The organism is Pseudomonas sp. S3_B11 (assembly GCF_054667715.1).
Window position 1 is genome coordinate 6,142,477 of sequence record NZ_CP162749.1, and the last position, 20,735, is coordinate 6,163,211.

15 protein-coding genes are annotated in these 20,735 nt (G+C 64.2%); 11 read left to right on the forward strand and 4 right to left on the reverse strand.

The window, feature by feature from the left end:
* Positions 1–19 precede the first annotated feature (19 nt).
* The 4 genes from AB4O22_RS27425 to tssA form a co-directional block, all read right to left on the reverse strand.
* Positions 20–508: an Hcp family type VI secretion system effector gene (locus tag AB4O22_RS27425; protein WP_003206927.1), complete on the reverse strand. Its 489-nt coding sequence runs from the start codon at positions 506–508 to the stop codon at positions 20–22.
* A gap of 226 nt (positions 509–734) precedes the next feature.
* Positions 735–2,231: a type VI secretion system contractile sheath large subunit gene (tssC, locus tag AB4O22_RS27430; RefSeq protein ID WP_003206925.1), complete on the reverse strand. Its 1,497-nt coding sequence runs from the start codon at positions 2,229–2,231 to the stop codon at positions 735–737.
* Positions 2,232–2,233: 2 nt separating this feature from the next.
* Positions 2,234–2,740 carry a type VI secretion system contractile sheath small subunit gene (gene tssB, locus AB4O22_RS27435; RefSeq protein ID WP_003206923.1) on the reverse strand — a complete coding sequence of 169 codons (507 nt, stop codon included), beginning with the start codon at positions 2,738–2,740 and terminating at the stop codon, positions 2,234–2,236.
* Positions 2,741–2,821: 81 nt separating this feature from the next.
* Positions 2,822–3,859 (reverse strand): type VI secretion system protein TssA, encoded by a 1,038-nt coding sequence (tssA, locus tag AB4O22_RS27440; protein WP_003206922.1) that lies wholly within the window; start codon positions 3,857–3,859, stop codon positions 2,822–2,824.
* 414 nt (positions 3,860–4,273) lie between these two features.
* On the opposite strand from tssA, the gene tagH reads away from it, so the two are divergent.
* The 11 genes from tagH to AB4O22_RS27495 all read left to right on the forward strand — a co-directional run bounded on the left by tagH (position 4,274) and on the right by AB4O22_RS27495 (position 20,654).
* Positions 4,274–5,806, forward strand: a complete 1,533-nt coding sequence (gene tagH, locus AB4O22_RS27445; protein WP_460105846.1) for a type VI secretion system-associated FHA domain protein TagH — start codon at positions 4,274–4,276, stop codon at positions 5,804–5,806.
* A gap of 68 nt (positions 5,807–5,874) precedes the next feature.
* Entirely contained in the window at positions 5,875–6,381 is a 507-nt protein-coding gene (gene tssJ / locus AB4O22_RS27450) for a type VI secretion system lipoprotein TssJ (RefSeq protein ID WP_057449405.1), read from the forward strand.
* 15 nt (positions 6,382–6,396) lie between these two features.
* The gene (gene tssK / locus AB4O22_RS27455; RefSeq protein ID WP_003206916.1) at positions 6,397–7,731 is read left to right on the forward strand and encodes a type VI secretion system baseplate subunit TssK; all 1,335 of its coding nucleotides are present in this window, start codon (positions 6,397–6,399) and stop codon (positions 7,729–7,731) included.
* A gap of 6 nt (positions 7,732–7,737) precedes the next feature.
* Complete coding sequence (locus AB4O22_RS27460; RefSeq protein ID WP_460097594.1) at positions 7,738–9,048, forward strand: DotU family type VI secretion system protein; 1,311 nt, start codon at positions 7,738–7,740, stop codon at positions 9,046–9,048.
* A complete protein-coding gene (gene tssM, locus AB4O22_RS27465; protein WP_460097596.1) occupies positions 9,045–12,545 on the forward strand; it encodes a type VI secretion system membrane subunit TssM in 3,501 nt (1,166 codons plus the stop codon). Before AB4O22_RS27460 ends, tssM begins: the two co-directional genes overlap by 4 nt.
* A complete protein-coding gene (gene tagF, locus AB4O22_RS27470) occupies positions 12,542–13,195 on the forward strand; it encodes a type VI secretion system-associated protein TagF (protein WP_460097598.1) in 654 nt (217 codons plus the stop codon). Before tssM ends, tagF begins: the two co-directional genes overlap by 4 nt.
* Positions 13,196–13,927 (forward strand): PP2C family protein-serine/threonine phosphatase, encoded by a 732-nt coding sequence (locus AB4O22_RS27475; RefSeq protein WP_003206909.1) that lies wholly within the window; start codon positions 13,196–13,198, stop codon positions 13,925–13,927. It abuts the gene before it with no gap.
* A complete protein-coding gene (locus AB4O22_RS27480; protein ID WP_460105843.1) occupies positions 13,924–17,022 on the forward strand; it encodes a serine/threonine-protein kinase in 3,099 nt (1,032 codons plus the stop codon). Before AB4O22_RS27475 ends, AB4O22_RS27480 begins: the two co-directional genes overlap by 4 nt.
* Positions 17,022–17,738, forward strand: a complete 717-nt coding sequence (locus tag AB4O22_RS27485; protein ID WP_003206906.1) for an ABC transporter ATP-binding protein — start codon at positions 17,022–17,024, stop codon at positions 17,736–17,738. Before AB4O22_RS27480 ends, AB4O22_RS27485 begins: the two co-directional genes overlap by 1 nt.
* Positions 17,738–18,934, forward strand: coding sequence for an ABC transporter permease (locus tag AB4O22_RS27490; RefSeq protein WP_003206905.1), 1,197 nt, complete (start codon positions 17,738–17,740; stop codon positions 18,932–18,934). The genes AB4O22_RS27485 and AB4O22_RS27490 overlap by 1 nt, the downstream gene beginning before the upstream one ends.
* Entirely contained in the window at positions 18,927–20,654 is a 1,728-nt protein-coding gene (locus tag AB4O22_RS27495; RefSeq protein ID WP_003206903.1) for a formylglycine-generating enzyme family protein, read from the forward strand. The genes AB4O22_RS27490 and AB4O22_RS27495 overlap by 8 nt, the downstream gene beginning before the upstream one ends.
* Positions 20,655–20,735: the final 81 nt, after the last annotated feature.

Genomic DNA, 20,735 nt, shown 5'->3' on the forward strand with positions numbered 1-20,735 from the left:
GCACCGGGGGCGTGTTCGATTACACCTTGACGTTCTGACGGATGTTCCAGCCGAACTTGACCGGACCGCCTTCCTTGGTGCCGTCGGCTTTCTGTGGCTGGTAGTCCACCAGCACCTTGGCGAAGTTCAGGGTGACGTTTTCAGTCAGGCGATCATCGCCGCCCGAGCCGCCGGTGCTCAGGGAAGTGACCAGCACTTCTTCCAGGTTGATGATCATGTACTCGACCTGGCTTTCACCGCCGGCCTTGCGCACGGTCAGCTTGACCTTGTCGATGTGCTTGCCGCTGGCGCAGTGCATCATCAGGTTCGGCGACGCCTTGTCGACGTACTTGGTCAGGGACAGGTCCTGGACGTTGACCTTGCCCGCACCACCGCCGCTGCCCACGTGCATGTTGCCGGACTGGGACATGCCCCAGCTCCAGTTCAGGACATCGATCTCGTCCTTGTGGGCCTTGTCCATGGACTCGCCCTTGATGTCGCCAATCTTGATGAAAATATCAACAGCCATGTTTTCTCCCTGTGTGGTCTCTACCACATTGTTTGGTTGACGCTGACCTTGCGAAATTACGTGTGCCGAACGGAACTAAGGTGATCTCCAAACCGCTGAAGATCCCCTGTGGGAGCGAGCCTGCTCGCGAAGGCGGCGTGTCAGGCAACGCAGGTGGCGACTGATCCACCGCTATCGCGAGCAGGCTCGCTCCCACATGTTCTATTGCGTATCGTTCAGCTGGTTTTTATGCGCCCTTGGCCGAAGGCAGTTTCGATACCAGGCGCAACGACACGGTCAGCCCTTCGAGCTGGTAGTGCGGGCGCAGGTAGAACTTGGAGTTGTAGTACCCCGGGTTGCCTTCGACTTCTTCGACGATCACTTCGGCTGCAGCCAACGGGTGCTGGGCCTTGGTGGTCTCGGTGGAGTGCGCCGGGTCACCGTCGACGTAGTTGAGGATCCAGTCCTGCAACCAGCGCTGCATCTCGTCCTTCTCTTTGAAGGAACCGATCTTGTCGCGCACGATGCACTTGAGGTAATGGGCGAAACGGCAAGTGGCGAACAGGTACGGCAGGCGCGCGGCCAGGTTGGCGTTGGCGGTGGCGTCCGGGTCGTCGTATTCGGCCGGTTTCTGCAGGGACTGGGCGCCGATGAACGCGGCGAAGTCGGTGTTTTTCTTGTGCAGCAGCGGCATGAAACCGTTCTTCGCCAGCTCCGCTTCACGGCGGTCCGAGATGGCGATTTCGGTTGGGCACTTCATGTCCACGCCACCGTCGTCGGTCGGGAAGGTGTGGGCTGGCAGGTTTTCCACTTCACCGCCGGACTCCACGCCACGGATGCGCGAGCACCAGCCGAAGTGTTTGAACGAACGGTTGATGTTCACCGCCATCGCGTAGGCGGCGTTGGCCCAGGTGTACTTGGAGCTGTCGGCACCGTCGGTGTTTTCTTCGAAGGCGAAGGCTTCCACCGGGTCGGTCTTGGCGCCGTACGGCAGGCGCGCCAGGAAGCGTGGCATGGTCAGGCCGATGTAGCGCGAGTCTTCCGATTCACGCAGCGAGCGCCAGCCGGCGTATTCCGGGGTGGTGAAGATCTTGGTCAGGTCGCGCGGGTTCGACAGTTCCTGCCACGAGCCCATGCCCATCACGGTCGGCGATGCCGCAGCGATGAACGGGGAGTGCATGGCCGCGCAGACTTTCGACAGTTCGCCCAGCAGCTCGACATCCGGTGGCGACTGGTCGAAGTAGTAGTCGCCTACCAGGCAGCCGTAAGGCTCGCCGCCGAACTGGCCGTATTCTTCTTCGTACATCTTCTTGAAGATCGGGCTCTGGTCCCACGCGGTGCCCTTGAATTTCTTCAGGGTCTTGTGCAGGTCGGTCTTGGAGATGTTGAGCACGCGGATCTTGAGCTGCTCATCGGACTCGGTGTTGTTGACCAGGTAGTGCAGGCCACGCCAGGCGCTTTCCAGTTGCTGGAAGTCGGGGTGGTGGATGACCTGGTTGACCTGGGCGGTGAGCTTGGCGTCGATGGCGGCGATGATCGATTCGATCGACTTGATGGCGTCATTGGACACCAGGTCGGTCTGCGCCAGGGCCTGTTCGGCCAGGGTGCGTACGGCCGTTTCGACGGCTTCGCGGGCGCGCTCGGTCTTGGGTTTGAATTCTTGCAGCAGCAGGGACGCGAACTCGCTGGTTTCTTCGGTTGCGCCCAGGTTTTGCACGCCTTCGCGAGCTGTATTGTCAGTCATGATCATTGGTCCTGTGCTGGCTTCGGCGCGCTCGCCAGGGCCTGCAACAGCGCTGGGTCCTTGATCGCCTTCATGATGATTTCTTCGGCGCCGGTCTTGCCGTCCATGTAGGTCAGCAGGTTGGCCAACTGGGTGCGCGCTTCGAGCAGCTTGTTCAGCGAGTCGACCTTGCGGGCCACGGCCGCCGGGCTGAAGTCGTCCATGCTTTCGAACGTCAGGTCCAGGCTCAGGTTGCCTTCGCCGGTCAGTTCGTTAGGCACATGGAACGCCACGCGCGGCTGCATGGCCTTGAGGCGCGAGTCGAAGTTATCGACGTCGATCTCGAGGAACTTGCGATCAGCCACCGCTGCCAGAGGCTCGGCGGGCTTGCCGGCGAGGTCGGCCATCACGCCCATGACGAAGGGCAACTGGACCTTCTTCTCGGCGCCGTAGAGCTCGACGTCGTACTCGATCTGCACTCGAGGCGCGCGGTTGCGCGCGATGAATTTCTGAGAACTTTGCTTCGCCACGTTGCTGCTCCTGGTCGCTTGAGCGACGGTGTTGGCGTCATCGGGGGTACCGGTGACGTGACTGCGTGATCCGTTCGCTTTTTATTCGCTGTCTGGGCCGCGCAGGTTTTCAAATTGACTCATGCCGTCGGGAATCAGGTTGCGCACAATGGCCGCGAAGTCGGCGTGCACCAGATTCTTGGCCCGGTTCAACAGCACCGGCAGCGGGCTGGAGGGCTCATGACGGGTGTAGTAAGCGAGAATCCGGTCCAGGCTGCGCAGCACGTCGTCACGGTTGTTGATTTCGCCGCTGACGGTGCTCGTGCTGGTGTTGCGCGGCGTGCTTGGCGCGCTGGCATATTCCGTTGGCGCGGCGCTGTCGTCGCTGACGGGATCGGACAGGGCGCTGTCGCCGCTCTGCGGGGCGAACTGGCCGAGAATCTGCAGGGCCATCTTCAGCGGTTGCTTCAGCGGGCCAAGGTCCACGCCTTGGGCGGAACCGACCTGGTCGCTGACTTGCTGCTCGATGGCTTCGGCGGCGCTGCGGGCTTCCAGCAGGGCGGCACGGGTGATTTCCAACTGCTCGGGGTCGCTGTCGAGCAGGGCCCCGGCGAGCTGTTCGGCGCCGAGGTTTTCATCCGGGAAACTTTGCAGGCCGCTGGCGTTGGCGGCGGCGCGCAGGCTGACGGCACCGAAGGTCCGCGAGCGGGCCAGGATGCTCTCGCGCAGCAAGCGAATGGTGATGTCGGACGTCAGGCCGGCGAGGGCATTGATGCGCACAGTGGGATCGTTGTCGTCCTCGGCGTCCAGGCGCGGATGCAACTCGGCCCAGTACTGCTTGAGCAGTTCGCTGATCAGCGTCAGCACACGGGCCATGCCCGGCAGGCCTTCGAGGGCCAGGGAGCTTTGCAACAGGAAATGGGTGATGCGCAGGTCTTTGCTGCGTTGCAGCAAGTCCAGGCTCTGCTGCTGGATGCTGCGCCACTCAGGAGGTTCGGCAGGCAGGATCGAATCGCCCATGCTGCGTTCGGGCTGGCCCCGGGAGTCGCGTTCCAGGCGCAAGAAATCCGCGTCATATTCCAAATCTTCACCACACGGCGAAGTCGCGGAAACGGCGGCGAGCAACAAAGGCACATCCACTTGGATCGATCTCCCTATCACCCGCTGAAGAAAGTCGGGCAGTTCACACGCAAGTTTCGGATGAAACTCACATGTTCCTTGACGGTAATGGCTCTTTAGACTTGCACTGATCTTAAAGTGCCATCATGTATATTCAAGAAGTTGTGCATTTTTGGTGTAGTACTTATCGCTTGTCAAGGTAAGCTATTTCAACAATGTATCCCCTCTGTAACAGTTGTGATGGGCTTAACAGCCTGCCCGACCCATCGGTCGAAGCGGCAACTGACGTGGGGTTTTTGTCACGCAAGCCGGTTATGATCAGCAATCATGCTGGCAAAAAGCCGTTTCACGGCTGTTGGCAAAGGTTGCCGGCGGGTAGTCAGGGCCTGAACCCTCACTCCCGCCCGCGCGCGAAGTATTCAGCAAGGAGGCAAGATGCCGCTGTGTTTGACTATCACTAGTTATCACAAGATCACCCCAGGCCAGTGTTCTGAAAAGTCCATGGATCAGGGGGTGATGGCAATTGGCCGTAATTCCGATAATGACTGGGTATTGCCGGACCCTGAGCGCCTGGTTTCCGGCAAACATTGCGTTATCCAATACAAAGACGGGCGTTATTATTTAACTGATAACAGTACTAATGGTGTGGAATTGGTCAAGGCCGGTGTTCGCCTGCGCAAGGGCAACAGCGAACCCCTGCAAGACGGCGAAGTGATCCGCATCGGTGATTATGAGATCCAGGCGCGCGTCGATTTCAGCCTGCCGGTCACCGACTGCAACCCGTTTGCCGAATCGCCCAGCAGTTTCGAGGCCTTGATGGGGCGCCAGGGCGCCGCCGTGCATACGCCGTCGCCGCTTCATGCGCCATCGCCGATCCAAGCGGCTCCGCCTGCGCATTTCCAGGGCGGGTCGGCCATGGATACCCTGCCGGACCTGTTCGATTTCTTGACCCCAGCCAGTGTCCCGCCGGCCACCCAGCCTGATCATGTGCCGGCCGAGCAGCACAACTTCCGCCCGCCGACGCCAATTCCCCGGCCGAGCCCGCCGCCCGTGGTGGAGCCGGTGATACCGTCGTCTGCCTCGGTGATTCCGGATGACTGGGATCCCTTCAGCGATAAGCCGGTTCCGGTGGCGGTAGCCCCGCAGCCCGTGGCCCCGCAGCCGGTGCCGCTACCACCTGTGGTTGAGCCGGTCGCGTCGCCTGTCCCGCAGGCCCCGCTCGTCGACATTTTTGCTGAAATCAGCGCACCGCCGCCGGCACCCGTGCCCGAAGCGTCGGTCACCCGCGTCGAGCCCCCGGTCGCACCTCCAGTTGCTCCAGTTGCTCCAGTTGCTCCAGTTGCTTCGGTCGCTCCAGTTACCCCGATCGAGGCCAACCAACCCGATTTGCTGCAAGCCTTCCTGCGCGGTGCCGGGCTCGATCAGTTGCGCCTGGACAAGGCCAACGCCGAAGCACAGATGGAAAGCATCGGGCGCAGTTACCGGTTGATGGTCGAAGGTCTGATCGATGTCTTGCGCGCCCGCAGCAGCCTCAAGGGTGAGTTCCGTATCCAGCAGACGATGATCCAGCCGGTGGAAAACAACCCGCTGAAATTCGCCCCCAATGTGGATGAAGCCTTGCTGTTGCTGTTGCGCCACGGCAACCAGGCGTTCATGGCCCCGGACGCGGCGGTGCGTGACAGTTTCGATGACTTGCGGGCCCACCAACTGGCGGTGATGGCCGGCGTGGAAGCGGCCATCAAGCATTTGCTGGGGCGTTTCGAGCCGGCGCAACTGGAAGAACGCATGGCCAAGCCCGGTGGGCTCTCGGGTATTTTCAGCGGCTCGCGACAGGCCCAGTACTGGCAGCAGTTCACCGAGCTCTACAGCAACATTTCCCGGGAAGCCCAGGAGGATTTCCAGGACCTGTTCGGTCGCGAGTTCAGCCGCGCCTACGAAGAACACAGTACGCGACAGCGACGCCGCTAAGCGGCGCCGTCCCATAACAAGATTGATCGGCACACAACGGATAGCTCAAACGTCATTGAGGACGCAGGATGATTCCCAGGTTTTTACTCGCAGTCGCCACCGCGCTTCTGCTGACGGCGTGCGCCAAGGATGCGGCCAACCCCCAGCCCGAAGAAGCTGAGGCCGACACCGCCGCCATCGAGCTGCACTTTCACGCCATTGCCGGCCTCAACCCCGGCGCCACCGGCCAGCCGGCCCCGGTCCGGGTGCGCATTTTCGAACTGAAAAATGCCGCGACCTTCGGCCGTGCCGATTATTTCGCCCTCGCCGAACGGGCCCAGGCAACGCTGGGCGCCGACCTGATCGACCAGGACGAGGTGCTGATCCAGCCCGGCCAGCAACTGAGCCTGCAACGCGACCTCGACCCGGCCACGCGGCATATCGGAATACTGGTGGGCTATCGCGAGCTGGACCAGTCGCTGTGGCGCACGGTGATGAACGTCCCGGCGCGCGAATACACCGAATACCAGATCAGCCTCGATGTGCGCGCCGTGCGCAGCGCCGTCGTCGTCCCCCCATCCAGCCCTGCCCAATAAGCAATCGGAGCCCCCATGTCCTGGAACAATCGCGTGGTCTGGTCGGAAGGCATGTTCATTGGAACGCAGCACTTCCAACAGCATGACCGTTACCTGGAAAACCTCATCGACGCACGCAGCCGCCCGTTGTCGGCCGGCGCCTGGGGTTTTTCCGAATTGCTGATCGACCAGGGCCTGCTGGCCCAGGGCAAGCTGGCGATCATCTCGGCGCGCGGCCTGTTGCCGGACGGTACGCCCTTCAACATTCCCCAGGATGACCTGGCACCAACCCCGCTGAACGTCGACGACAACCTGCGCGATGGCCTGGTGTACCTGGCCTTGCCGCTCAAGCGCGCCGGCGCCCGGGACACCGTGGACGAAGGCGAAGACCTCGGCGCTGCGCGTTATGTGAGCCAGGTGTGCGAGGTGCGTGACGACAACGCACCGTTCGAAAACCGCGCACCGGTGGCCCTCGGCTCGCGGGCGCTGCGGTTGCTGACCGAACAGGATGGCATCGGCGACTACGCCGCCATCGGCGTGGTGCGCATCAAGGAAAAGCGCGCCGACCGTGCATTGGTACTCGACGACGCCTACATCCCGCCGCTGCTGGATGTGATCGCCTCCAAGCCACTGGCGGCGTTTCGCAGCGAACTGCTGGGCCTGCTGCATCAACGCGGCGAAGCCCTGGCCGGGCGGGTAGTGGCGTCCGGCGCCGGTGGCGCCTCGGAAATTGCCGATTTCATGCTGTTGCAACTGGTCAACCGCGCCCAGCCGCTGATCCAGCACCTGAGCCAGTTGAGCCCGCTGCATCCCGAGCGTTTCTACAGCGAGCTGGTGAGCCTGGCCGGGGAGTTCTCCACGTTCACCGCGTCCGGGCGCCGACCGCAGCAATACCCGCCTTACCAGCACGATGACCTGGCGCTCAGCTACGCGCCCGTGATGCAGGCCCTGCGCGAAGCCCTGTCGATGCTGATCGACAGCAAGGCGACGCCAATTCCGATTGTCGAGAAAGCCTACGGCATCCACGTGGCGATGCTGGCCGACAAGACCCTGCTCGACAGTGCCAGTTTCATCCTGGTGGTGCGCGCCGACGTGCCGGCCGAGACCCTGCGCGGCCGCTTCGGCCAGCAGAGCAAGGTCGGTTCGGTGGAGCACATCCGCGACCTGGTCAATCTGCAACTGCCGGGCATCGGCCTGCTGCCGTTGCCGGTGGCGCCACGGCAGCTGCCGTACCACGCCGGCTCCACTTACTACGAGCTCGACCGGGGCAGCGATCACTGGCAGCAGTTGAGCAACTCCGGCGGCTTTGCGTTCCACATCGCCGGCCAGTTCCCAGGGCTGAACCTGGCCTTCTGGGCGATCCGAGGATAAACCGCGATGAGTAACGACGATCGTACCCAGTTCATGCCGACGCCCGGTGGCCGTGGTGGAGATCCCTTCCGCCCGGACGCTGGCCGGCCACAGCCGACGCCTGCGCCTGCACCGCTGTCGATGCCGGCCGCGCCGGTGCTGACCGGCAAGGCCGAGGGGCTCAACCCGCTGGAAAGCGCCGCCGGCCCGCTGCTGGCGCTGCTGACGCGCCTACGCAACACCATTGCCCACCCGGCGCCGGCCAGTCTGCGCGCACAACTGCTGGCCTACCTGCGCCAGTTCGAAGAGCGTGCCGAGGCCGCCGGTGTGGTACGCAACGATGTGTTGCTGGCCCGCTACGCCTTGTGTACCGCGCTGGACGAAGCGGTGTTGAGCACGCCGTGGGGCGGCACCAGCGATTGGGGCAAGCAGAGCCTGTTGATCACCGTGCACAACGAAGCCTGGGGCGGCGAGAAGGTGTTCCAGTTGCTGGAGCATTGCCTGCAAAGCCCGCGCGAGCGCCTGTATCTGCTGGAGCTTTTGTATCTGTGCATGTGCCTGGGTTTCGAAGGGCGCTATCGGGTGATGAACGACGGTCGCAGCCAACTGGAAGCGTTGCGTGAGCGTACCGCCGCCGTCATCCGCAGCGCCCGTGGCGACTACGAGCGCGAGCTGTCGCCGCACTGGCGCGGTGTCACCGTGGCCCGTGATCGACTGGCGCAATTCATGCCGCCATGGATCGCCGTGGCCATCGGTGCGGCGCTGTTGCTGGCGCTGCTGTTCGGCCTGCGCATGAAGCTGGCCTCCGATGCCGAGCCGGTGTTCAAGAACATTCATTTCCTCGGTGAAATCCCGGTGCAGACCATCGACCGCCCTGTGGTGCAGCCGAAAGTGGTCGAGCGTCCACGCCTGGCCGGCTTCCTCGCTGATGAAATCCGCGCCAACCGCATTGCCGTGGAGGACGCCGTCGACCGCTCGGTGGTGACCATCCGCGGCGATGAACTGTTCGCCTCGGGCAGCGCCAGCATCAAGGACGATTTCCAGCCGCTGATGCTGCGCATCGCCGATGCGGTGCGCAAGGTCAAGGGCCAGGTCCTGGTCACCGGACACAGCGACAATCGCCCGATCGCCACCCTCCGGTTCCCGTCCAACTGGGCGTTGTCCGAAGCGCGGGCGCAATCGGTGCTGCAAATTCTCTCGGCCAAGACTGGCCAGCCCGAGCGCTTCAGCGCCGAAGGCCGCAGCGACACCGAGCCGTTGGCATCCAACGCCACCACAGAGGGGCGTGCGCGCAACCGTCGGGTTGAAATCACAGTATTGGCGGAGGGGGTCGAGTGAAGGCGTTTTTCAGTTTTATGACTCGCTGGGTCATCCCATTGCTGGGGCTGATCGCCCTGAGCCTGATCATCTGGTTCGTTGGCCCACTGCTCGATTGGCTGGTGCCCGAAGGCCGCCGCTGGGCCTTGATCATCCTGGTGTTCGCGGTATGGATCGCCTACCGGGTGCTGCGCATCATCCAGGCCCGCCGTCAGGCCGCCGAAGTGATGCGCAGCCTGGCCGCGCAAACCCCACCGGACCCGACCAGCATCGCCACCGCCGAAGAGCTCGAAACCCTGCGCCAGCGCATGGACGAAGCCTTGGCCCTGCTCAAGAAAGCCAAGCTGGGCGGTGACGAGCGCCGCAACCTCTACGAGCTGCCGTGGTACGTGATCATCGGCCCGCCGGGTTCGGGCAAGACCACCGCGCTGGTCAACTCCGGGCTGCATTTCCCACTGGCCGCGCAACTGGGCGCCGGTGCGGTACGCGGTGTCGGCGGCACGCGCAATTGCGATTGGTGGTTCACCGACCAGGCGGTCCTGCTCGACACCGCCGGCCGCTACACCACCCAGGACAGCGACGCGACCATCGACAAGGCCGCCTGGCTGGGCTTCCTGGGTCTGTTGAAAAAACAACGGGCCCGGCGCCCGATTGATGGCGCGTTCATCGCCATCAGCCTGTCCGACCTGCTGCTGGGCAGCGACGCCGAGCGCGCCGCCCATGCCGCCGCAATCCGGCTGCGGATCCAGGAGCTGTACACCCAACTGGGTGTGCGCTTCCCGATCTACCTGATGCTGACCAAGCTCGACCTCGTGCCGGGGTTCATGGAGTATTTCGATACCCTGAGCAAGGAAGAGCGCGCCCAGGTCTGGGGCATGACCTTCGCCCTGGACGATGGCAAGAGCAGCGATAGCCCGCTGGCGCACCTGCAAAGCGAATTCACCGGCCTTGAGCAGCGGCTCAACGACCGCTTGGTGGAACGCCTGCAACAAGAGCGCGACCCGGCGCGGCGCGATCTGATCTACGGTTTCCCGCAGCAGTTCGGCGCCTTGAAAGATTGCCTGCAAAGCTTCCTCGAAGGCGTGTTCAAACCCAACGCCTTCGAAGAGCGCGTGTTGCTGCGTGGCGTGTATTTCACCAGTGGCACCCAGGAAGGCAGCCCGATCGACCGCCTGATCGGCTCGATGGCCCAGAGCATGAACCTGGACCGTCAGCACCTGGCGCGCCAGACCGGCACCGGGCGCAGCTACTTCATCGAAAAACTCTTCACCGCCGTGGCCTTCGCCGAGCGCGGGCTGGTGGGCGTCGATCCGAAAGTCGAGCGACGGCGCAAATGGATCGCCCGCGGCGTTCTGGCCTCCACCGTGGTGTTGGTGCTGGTGGTCAGCACGTTGTGGTGGGTCAGCTATCGCGCCAACCAAGCCTACATTGCCCAGGTCGACCAGAAGGTCGCGCCGTTGGGGCAAACCGTGCAGAACCTCAGCCCGGCGCAACGCGACGTCCTCGCCGTGTTGCCGTTGCTCAACGCCGTGAAACACCTGGCTGACGACGCACCGAGCTGGGCCGAAGGCCTGGGCTTGTACCAGGGCGACATGCTCGAAGCCGAGTCCGGCAGCGTCTACCGCAAGCTGCTGATCGCGGTGTTCGCGCCACGTCTGCTGACGCGGATCGAAGAGCAGCTGCACAGCGGCGGCAATTCGGATTTCCTCTACGAAGGCTTGAAGGCCTACCTGATGCTCGCCGACACCGAGCATTACGATGCCGACTTCATCAAGGCCTGGATCGCCCTGGATTGGGACCGCAGCCTGCCGCGGGATTTGCCGGCCGAGCAGCGCCAGGCCCTGACCGCGCATTTGCAGGCGCTGTTCGAGCGGCGTCCGCCCCTCGCGCGCCTCGATCCTCGCCTGGTCGAAGACCTGCGCCGCCAGTTGCAGCAATTGCCGGTGGCCCAGCGGGTCTATGACCGGATCAAGCGCCAGAAGCTGCCCGAAGGCATCCCGGACTTCCGTATCAACGAAGCCGCCGGGCGTGACGCGGCGCTGGTGTTCAGCCGCAAGAGCGGCAAGCCATTGGGCGAGCCGCTGAGCGGGTTCTTCACCGTCAAGGGTTACCGCCAGGGCTTCTTGCTCACCAGCCTGAGCCAGACCGGCACCCTGGCCGAAGAGCAATGGGTGCTTGGCCACGAAGAGGCCGATCAGCAGAACGTCGCCAGCCTGGCTGCCGATGTGCGTCGCCTGTACTTCCAGGACTACCTGCGCCAATGGGACGCCTTGCTGGCCGACATCGACTTTGTGCCGATCACCAGCGTGGCCCAGGCCGCCGATGTGCTGCGGGTGATTTCCGGCCCGACCTCACCGTTGAAAAAACTGCTGGTGGCGGTGGCGAAGGAAACCGACCTGCAACAGGATGAACGCCTGCTGGCTGCCCAAGGTGCGCCGGTAGAAGGCGGTGTGGACAAGCTCAAGGAACGCCTGGGCAGCTTGCTCGGCCAGGAGCAGGCGACGCAAAACGCACCGGCGCAAAGCGATGATCCGATCACCGCGCACTTCGCCGAGCTCAACAGCATCGTCAGCAAAAACGAAGGCGAGCCGGCGGCCATCGACGGTTTGCTGGCCGACATGAACGCTTTGTACGTGCAGGTCAGCGCCATGGTCGGTGCCAGCGGCGACGCCTTGCTCGGCGAAGCCAAGAACCAGGCCACGGCCGCCGCTACACGCGTCAGCCTTAATGCCGAACGCCAGCCGCCGCTGGTGCAGGGCCTGGTCAAGTCGGTGGTCAACTCCACCACCAACAGCATGATGGGCGGGGTGCGCAACCAACTGAACGCCGCTTGGACCAGCGAAGTGGTGAACATCTATCGCCAGTCCCTGGCCGGGCGCTATCCGATGTCGCCGGGCAGTGCGCGGGACGCGACCCTGGATGACTTCGGCCAGTTCTTCGGCGTCGGTGGGGTGATGGACAACTACTTCCGCAAGTACCTGCAACCCTACGTCGACACTTCGACCCCGACCTGGCGCTGGCAGCCGGGCGCGGCGCAGAAGCTCGGTATCGCCCCTGGCGTACTGCAGACCTTCCAGCGCGCGGCGACCATCCGCGATGCGTTCTTCCGTTCCGGTGGCACGCAACCGATGGTGCGTTTCGAGCTCAAGCCGGTGGCGATGGACTCGACCATCACCCAGTTCCTGCTCGACCTCGACGGCCAACAGTTGAGCTACGACCACGGCCCGAGCCGGCCGACCGCCATGCAGTGGCCGAACCCGGGCAGCATCGGCGTGGTGCGGATCTCGATCATGCCGCCGTCGTCCAGCGGTCGCTCCGGCATCACTCTGGATGGGCCGTGGGCCTGGTTCCGGCTGCTGGAGCAATCGGACCTGACCGCCGGCAACTCGCCGGATCGCTTCAACCTGCGGCTGCGGGTCGATGGCGCCAGCGCCTCTTATGAGCTGCGGGCCAACAGCGCCTTCAACCCATTCAAGAGCCGGGTGCTCAGCGGCTTCAGCCTGCCGGAGCGGCTATGAGTACACCGGGCTTCTATGGAAAGTTGGCCAGCCGCGGCGATTTCGTCAGTCGTGGCTTGCCCCAGAGTTTTATCGGCCCGTGGGATTCGTGGTTGGCGGCGGGTTTGCTCGCCAGCCAGACCAGCCTCGGCGAGCGTTGGCTGGATGCCTATCTGGTCAGCCCGCTGTGGCGTTTCATGGTCGCACCGGGTGTGTGTGGCCCGGACGCCGCGGTCGGCGTGGTGATGCCGAGCATTGACCGGGTCGGCCGTTATTTCCCGCTGACTGTCGCGATGCTGCTGGAGCCCGACGCGGACCCGGCGTCGGTGGTGGGCGGTGCGGACGAGTGGTTTGAGCGGGTCGAGAACCTGTTGCTGAGCACGTTGAGTGTGGAGGCCAGTTTCGAGGCGTTCAACGAACAGCTGGAGACCCTGGGCAGCCCGATGTACCTGCCGCGCACGCCGAGCAGCCGCTTTGCCAGCCTGCATCGCTTCGATGCCACTGACCCGCAACGGCGCATGAGCTCCCTCGCCGAGGCGGCCTGCGAAGGCGCGAGCCTGTGGTGGGGCCAGGGATCGGAACGCATTGCCCCGGGTTTGATGCGCTGCCAGGGATTGCCGGCGGCGGCTGATTTTGCGCAATTTTTGCTCGGCCAAGAAGGTGTTGTGTAGATGCGTCCAAGTGCCGGAAAAGCAATCAAGTCTGCAAGCAAGAGCCATGTCGGGATGGTCCGCCAGGTCAACGAAGACGCCTGCCTGGACCTGCCGGAAAACGGCCTCTGGGTCGTGGCCGACGGCATGGGCGGGCACGCGGCGGGCGACTACGTCAGCAGCCTGATCGTCGACAGCCTGCGCGGCATTGCCGTGGGTCGTTCGCTGGACGAATACGTCGCGGCGCTGCAAAGCGACCTGTTGCGGGTCAACGCCGCCGTGCGGGAAGAAACCGCCAACCGTGGCGTGACCATGATGGGCAGCACCGTGGTGGTGTTGGCCGCCCGCGACCTGCGCGGCATGTGCCTGTGGGCCGGTGACAGCCGTTTGTATCGCCTGCGCGACGGCGTGCTCGAAGGCATCTCCCGCGACCATAGCTATGTCCAGGATCTGCAGGACAGCGGCCTGCTCAGCGAAGCCGAGGCGCGGGTGCATCCACGCGCCAACATCGTCACCCGGGCGATTGGCGTCGAGGCGCAACTGAACCTGGCGCTGACCGAGCTGCTGCTGGTGCCCGGCGACAGCTACCTGTTGTGCAGCGACGGGCTGACCAAGACCGTCGAGGACGATGAAATCCGCGAGGTATTGAGCCACGACGAGCCCGGCGAAATCGCCAGCAGCCTGGTGTCCCTGGGCCTGATGCGCGGCGCGCCGGACAACATCACCGTGGTGGTTGTGAAGGTGCCGTCATGAGCTTGACCTTGAACATTGTCATCCCCGGTTACGACATCGAAGGGCCGATCGGCGAAGGCGCGATGGCCAGCGTGTACCTGGCGACCCAGCGTTCGCTGGAACGCAAGGTGGCGTTGAAAGTCATGGCCGCCGCACTGGCGGCCGACCCGACCTTCTGCGAGCGTTTTTTGCGCGAAGGCAAGACCCTGGCGCGCCTGTCGCACCCGCACACCGTCACCATCCATGACATCGGCAACGTCGGTGAGCTGTATTACATGGCGATGGAGTACCTGCCCAACGGCACGCTCAAGGAACGCATCGCCGCGGGCCTGACGCCGGAGCAGGGCCTGACCTACATCCGCCAGATCGCCTCGGCCCTGGGTTATGCCCACGGGCTGGGCCTGGTCCACCGTGACGTCAAGCCGGCCAACATCCTGTTCCGCGCCGATGGCACGGCGGTGCTCTCGGACTTCGGCATCGCCAAGTCCCTGGACGACCGCACCCAGTTCACCCAGGCCGGCTTCGCGGTCGGCACGCCCAGCTACATGAGCCCGGAACAGGCCCGTGGCCAAGACATCGACGGCCGCGCCGACCTGTATGCCCTGGGCGTGGTGCTCTACGAAATCCTTGTTGGCAAACTGCCGTATACCGGCAACGACGCACTGTCCACGGCCCTGGCACACCTGACCGAACCGTTGCCGGAACTGCCGGTGCACCACGGCCGTTACCAGGACGTGTTGCGCAAGCTGCTGGCGAAGGATCCGGCGGAGCGTTTCCCGGATGCGGCGGCGTTGCTGCGGGCGTTGGATAACCTGCCAGACGAGTCGGCGGAAGCGACGCTGATCCGGCCGTTGTCGTTGCAACTGCCGACCACAGCGCCTGCGGTGGATGACTTGGCGGGTTTGACGCCCATGTCCATCGACATTCCCAGCGGCCCGGCTTATTCACCACCGCCGCCACAATCGCAGCCCAAGCCCGTTGCGCCGCCGATAAAACCGCCGGTTCAATCCTCGGTGTCGGAGCAACGCAAGGGGCCGGTGTTCGCCCTGGCTGCCGTTGCGGTCGCCGTGGCGCTGGCGTTGGGTGGCGCGGGTTATTGGTGGTTGTCCGGTGATGACGGCAAAGACGTGAAGACGCCAGTGGCCACGACCACCTCGGTCAAGCCACCGGAAGTGAAGCCGCCGAAGCCCCCCGAAGTGCCAGCGGTCAAACCACCTGTTGCCCCTCCGGCTCAGCCACCCGTGGCGACCGAGGCCGATGGTGGCCAGCGTCCGCTGTTGATGGCCGGAAAGAAAACCCTGTTCCAGCGCGTGCTCAGCAAACCGGGGGCGAAGCTCGCCGATGCGCCGGGCGCCGCACCGGGCAAGGCGCTGCCAGCGTTTTCCGTGCTCTACGTGTATCAGCGCAAGGACGTCGACGGCGGTTCGTGGGTGCGGGTCGGTGCGGCCACTGATGGGCGCAGCGACGGCTGGTTGCCCGCCGCCCAGGTCAGCGACTGGAAGCAGAGCCTGGTGCTCAAGTTCACCGAACGTTCCGGCCGTGCGCCGGTGATGTTCCTGCGTCAGCCTGGCGACGTGGAAAAGCTCTTGGCTAACCCATCGGCCGCCAAGAACGTGTTGCTCAAGGCCCAGCAGAGCCCGCAGGACGACCAGCAAGTGCTGGCCCTGGAGCCGGCCGCCAGCGCCGTGCCGCAGAGCCAGTTCTATCTGTTGCCGATCTTCGATTCCCGCGAGAGCCTCGATGAAAACGGTCAGCCGGTGCAGTTGCTGAACGTGGCATCCATCGACCCAGGCAACACCCCCAAGGCGTCGAGCAACACGCCGATCACCACCGCCAATGCCGACGCGTTCCGTACCGCCGTGGTGCTTGTGGTGGACACCACCGTGTCGATGCAGCCCTACATCGACCAGGTGCGCGACGTGGTCCACGAACTGCAAACCCGCATCGCCGAGCGCGGCGAGTTGGATAGTGTCAGCTTCGGCATGGTGGGTTTCCGCAGCAGCATCAAGAAGACTCCAGGCCTGGAATACGTCGCCAAGACCTTGATCACCCTAGAGCAGGGGCGCGACCCGCAACGCTTCATGGAGCTGGCGCGTCAGGTCAAGGCATCGACGGTGTCGAGCCATTCGTTCAACGAAGATGCGTTTGCCGGGGTCATGGAAGCCGTCGAAGGCATGGACTGGTCCGGTTACGGCGGGCGTTTGATCCTGTTGGTCACCGACGCCGGGGCCCTGCGCAAGAACGATCCATTTGCCGCCACGCAAATGAACGAGGCCGAAGTGCGCCAGGCCGCACTGGGCAAGCAGATCAAGATCTACGCCTTGCACCTGCTCAGCGACGCCGGCAAGAAAACCCATGCCGGCGCCCAGAGCCAGTACCGCACCCTGACCGCCGACGCCAACCCGCAGATCGGTGACCTGTACATTCCGGTGCCGGGCGCCGACGTGCGCAAGTTCGGCGAGCGCGTCGACGAGATCGGTTCGGTGTTTGCCGACCTGGTGCATCAGGTGCGCAGCAACAAGGCGCAAAGCGTGCCGCTGTTGAGCGCCGCGCCGAGCCTGGCCGACAAGTCGGCCGCGGTCGGCTACGCGATGCACATGGACTTTTTGGGGCGTAAATCCGCCAGCCAGGCGCCGCAACTGGTCAGCGCCTGGACCGCCGACCGCGACCTGACCAACCCGGCACTGCCGGCGTTCCAGGTCTGCGTGATGCTGACCAAGCTGCAACTCAACGACCTGCAGCAGTCGCTGAAGCTGATCGTCGACGCGGCCCGCAAGACCCAGAGTTCGCCCAAGGATTTCTTCCAGGAAATCGCCAGCGCCAGTGCCTACATGAGCCGCGACCCGTCGGCCCTGCGCAAGGGCGGCAACCTGGCCGACGGCGGGATTCTCGGCGAGTACCTCGAAGGGCTGCCGTACCGCAGCAAGTCGCTGAACATGACCCAGGATCTGTGGCTGTCCTTGAGCGTGGCCGAGCAGGAAGATTTCATCGACGAGCTGGATTCGAAAATCCGCCTCTACGAAACCTTCCACAACGACCTCGCCAACTGGGTGCGCTTCGGCGATGCCGAGCCGGGTGACGCCTTGTACCGCGTTCCATTGTCGACGCTGCCGTGATGCTGACCCTGAACGCAGTGCATAAAAGCCGGGGCGCCGGCAGCCAGCGCTACAGCCTGGTGATTCCACGGCTGCATTTGCGCGGCGGTGAACAACTGGCGGTGGTCGGCCCCAGCGGCTGCGGCAAGAGCACCTTGCTGGACTTGCTGGCGCTGGTGTTGGCGCCGGATCAGGCCGGCCAGTTCGACTTCACGCCGGCCGACAAGCCGCTGGACATCGCCAAATTGTGGCGTGCGTCGCAACAGGGCACCTTGGCTGAGCTGCGCAGTCGTTACCTGGGTTATGTTCTGCAAACCGGCGGCCTGTTGGGCTTCCTGGATGTGCGCGGCAACATCGCGTTGTCGCGAAAATTGCTGGGCTTGAAGGATGACGCAAGCGTGACGCGCCTGGCTGGGCAGTTGGACATTGCCGATCAACTGGACAAGAAACCGGCGGATTTGTCCGTCGGACAACGTCAGCGGGTCAGCTGTGCCCGGGCGTTGGCCCATGGGCCGCGCCTGCTGCTGGCCGATGAACCGACCGCCGCCCTCGACCCGCTGAACGCCGAGCGCGTCATGCAGTTGCTGGTGGCCCAGGCGCGCGAGCACGGCGTCTGCTGTGTGGTCGCGACCCACGATGAAGCGCTGGCCCGCGCCAGCGGTTTGCAGGTGCGGCGCATCAGTTGCCGTCGCGATGTCGACGGCGGTGTCACCGCCACCCTCGGGGAGGCTTGCTGATGCGTGGCGCGCTGGTGGCTTCCCTGGCCTGGCAGGATTACCGCAACGATGCCTGGCTATCGGCCTGCTCGGTGTTGGCTTTGGTGGCCGTGGTGGCGCCGTTGCTGGTGCTGTTCGGCCTGAAGTTCGGCCTGGTCAGCAGCCTCACCGAACGCTTGCAGAACGACCCGGCCACCCGGGAAATCATCCCCTTGGGCGGCGGTCGCTTCAGTGCCGAGTTCGTCGAACAATTGAGCCAGCGCAGCGACGTGGCCTTTGCTTTGCCGCGCACCCGGCAGATCGCCGCTACGGCGGATTTGAGCGGCGATGCGTCGGTCGTCACGGTCGAGATGATTCCGACCGCGGCCAGCGATCCCTTGTTCGATCATTTGCCGGTGCCGCAAGGCCTGGATCAAGTGGTGCTCAGCCAGACCGCCGCTGAAAAGCTCGGCGCCAAGGCCGGCGATTGGTTGCAGGCCAGTTTCGGCCGGCAGGTGGCCGGTCGCAGCGAGGCGCAGCGCACCCGCGTGCAGGTGCTGCACGTGCTGCCATTGGAAGCCTTCGCCCGCGACGGCTTGTTTGCGCCGCTGGCGTTGCTGGAGGCGGCGGAGGATTACCGTGACGGCCGTGCCGTGCCCGCGTTCGGCTGGCCGGGGGATGTCGCGGGCGTAGCCGGGCAACGGGTCTACCCGGCGTTTCGTTTGTATGCCCGCAGCCTCGGCGATGTCGAGCCGCTGCGGCAGTATTTCGCCGGGCAAAACCTGTTGGTATCGACCCAGGCCCAGACCATCGCACAAGTGCAATCGCTGAGCCGCAATCTGTCGATCGTGTTCTGGATCATCGCCGGGTTGGCCTTGGCCGGCGCGTTCGCGGCGATCTTTGCCGGTGCCCTGGCGGCGGTCGAGCGTAAGCGCCGGGAGCTGTCGGTGTTGCGCCTGCTGGGGGTTTCCACCGCGGCGCTGTTGCTGTTCGTGGTGTTGCAGGCGCTCTACAGCGCCACCTTTGCGGCCCTGTTGAGTGCCGGCCTGTATGGCCTCGCGCAGTCGGGCCTGAATTATTTATTTGCGCAGATGCCCGGTGAATACGCCAGTCATCTGTTGGTGCGTCACTACACCTTGGCCCTGGTGGCCGTGCTCGGCGTCAGTGCCGTCGCGGCGGCTTGTGGTGGCTGGCGGGTGGCGCGCATCCAGGCGTGTGAAGGAATTCGCGATGTATAAGTTATTGGGCGCCGCCGTGGCGCTGAGCCTCGCCGGTTTGGTCTGGGCAGATGAAGGCACGGACAAGCTGGACAACCCCAAGCCGTTGCCCGACGACGTCAGCCTGCCGCTGCCGTGCGAAGGCCAGATGGTGTTTCGCTACGTCTACATCCTCGCCCAGGGCACCCTGGACGACCGCGAGATCAGCCTCGGTTACCCGTTCAGCGAAGACGAGGCGGGCTATCAGCAGTCGTTCATTTCCGGCTACCGGCGCGACTTCATCAACGGTCAGTTCACCCTCAAGGACCTGCCCAAGGACTGGAACAAGACCATCACGCCGTTGATGCCCAAGACCGACGCCAAGACGCCGCTCAAACCGATGCTGTACTTCATCGGCAAGTATGAGGTCACGGCCCGGCAATACGCCCAGGTCATGGCCCAGGCGCAGTCACTGGCCAGCGGCGAAGCGGCGCCGGCCTGCGAAACCTTGCAAGCCGATTTGCCCCAAGGCGTGGCCGGGCGTTTGCCCAAGGTGAAACTGTCGAAGTTCGAGGCTGAGCGCTTCTCGGCGGTGTACAGCGCCTGGCTGATGAAATACCACAAGGATCTTCTGCCGGTGAGCGGTCGCGGTACTTCCGCCGAAGACGGCGGGCTGGGTTTTGTGCGCTTGCCGACGGAAGTCGAGTGGGAATTCGCCGCTCGTGGTGGGCAAGCCGTGAGCCGTCAGGACCTGGAAGGGCGCCTGTTCCCAAGGCGCCTGGAAGGCAGTGAAAGCGACGGGCCGTTGGCCGATTGGGCGGTGTTCAACCAGGTCGCTGGTGGTACCGGCCAGGCGGCGCGGCTGATGCCCATCGGCACCAAACTGCCGAACCCGATTGGCCTGTTCGACGTGGTCGGCAACGCCGCCGAGATGGTCCAGGAATCCTTCCAGTTGGTGCACGCCGGTCGCCGTCAGGGCGCCTATGGCGGCTTCGTGGTCAAGGGCGGCAACTACCTGGAAGGCGAGGGCACGCTGTTCACCGGCATGCGCCGCGAATACCCGTTGTTCGCCGCCGACGGCACCGAGCAAAGCAACGAAACCACCGGTTTTCGCGTGGCCGTCGGTGCGTTGTCGGCGCCGCGTTCGCGCTACAAGGAATTGTTTGCCCAATGGCAGAAAGAAGGGCGGCTGGCGTCGCTGACTGATGCCATCGACGATGCCGACGATCCGACCAAGCGCCTGGACAGCATCATCGCCGCCAGCGTCGACCCGCGTCTGCAAGCCGAATTGGGGCTGGTCAACGAAGAGCTCAAGCGCAACGTCTCGCTCATCGCCCAGCAGCGCGAGGAAGCGGCGGGCAACCTGATTCAGTCGTCGGCCTTGGTGGCCGAGACCGTCAACAACTACAACATTCGCCTGACCAATCTGCAGAACAGCCGGCAAGCCGCCCTGGATGCCAAGGACGAGGCCAGCGCCACGCTGTTCGCCACGGCCATCGACAACGGCCGCAGCGCGCTGGATGGCGCGGTGGCGATTTATATCGACAACCTGGCCACCGGTACGCGTTACACCGATGCCGTGATCCAGGCGCAGTTTCAACGCATCAAGGAAGAGTTGGAGCGCAAGCCGGTACTGGGCAAGAGCCTGGTGGCGCGTGCAACGTTATTCGTTCGTCATGTCGGGGATTATCGTCAGCAAAAACGAGCCGACCCGGCGGCGATATTGAAGGAATTGCTCGCATCGAACGCTCAGCGGTCTTGAGTGTTCGTTGTCAGCGAGCTTGGAAGGGACTCAGGCGGCGATAGCGCCGCGCTGAGCTGGTCAACACTTAAACGAGAACAC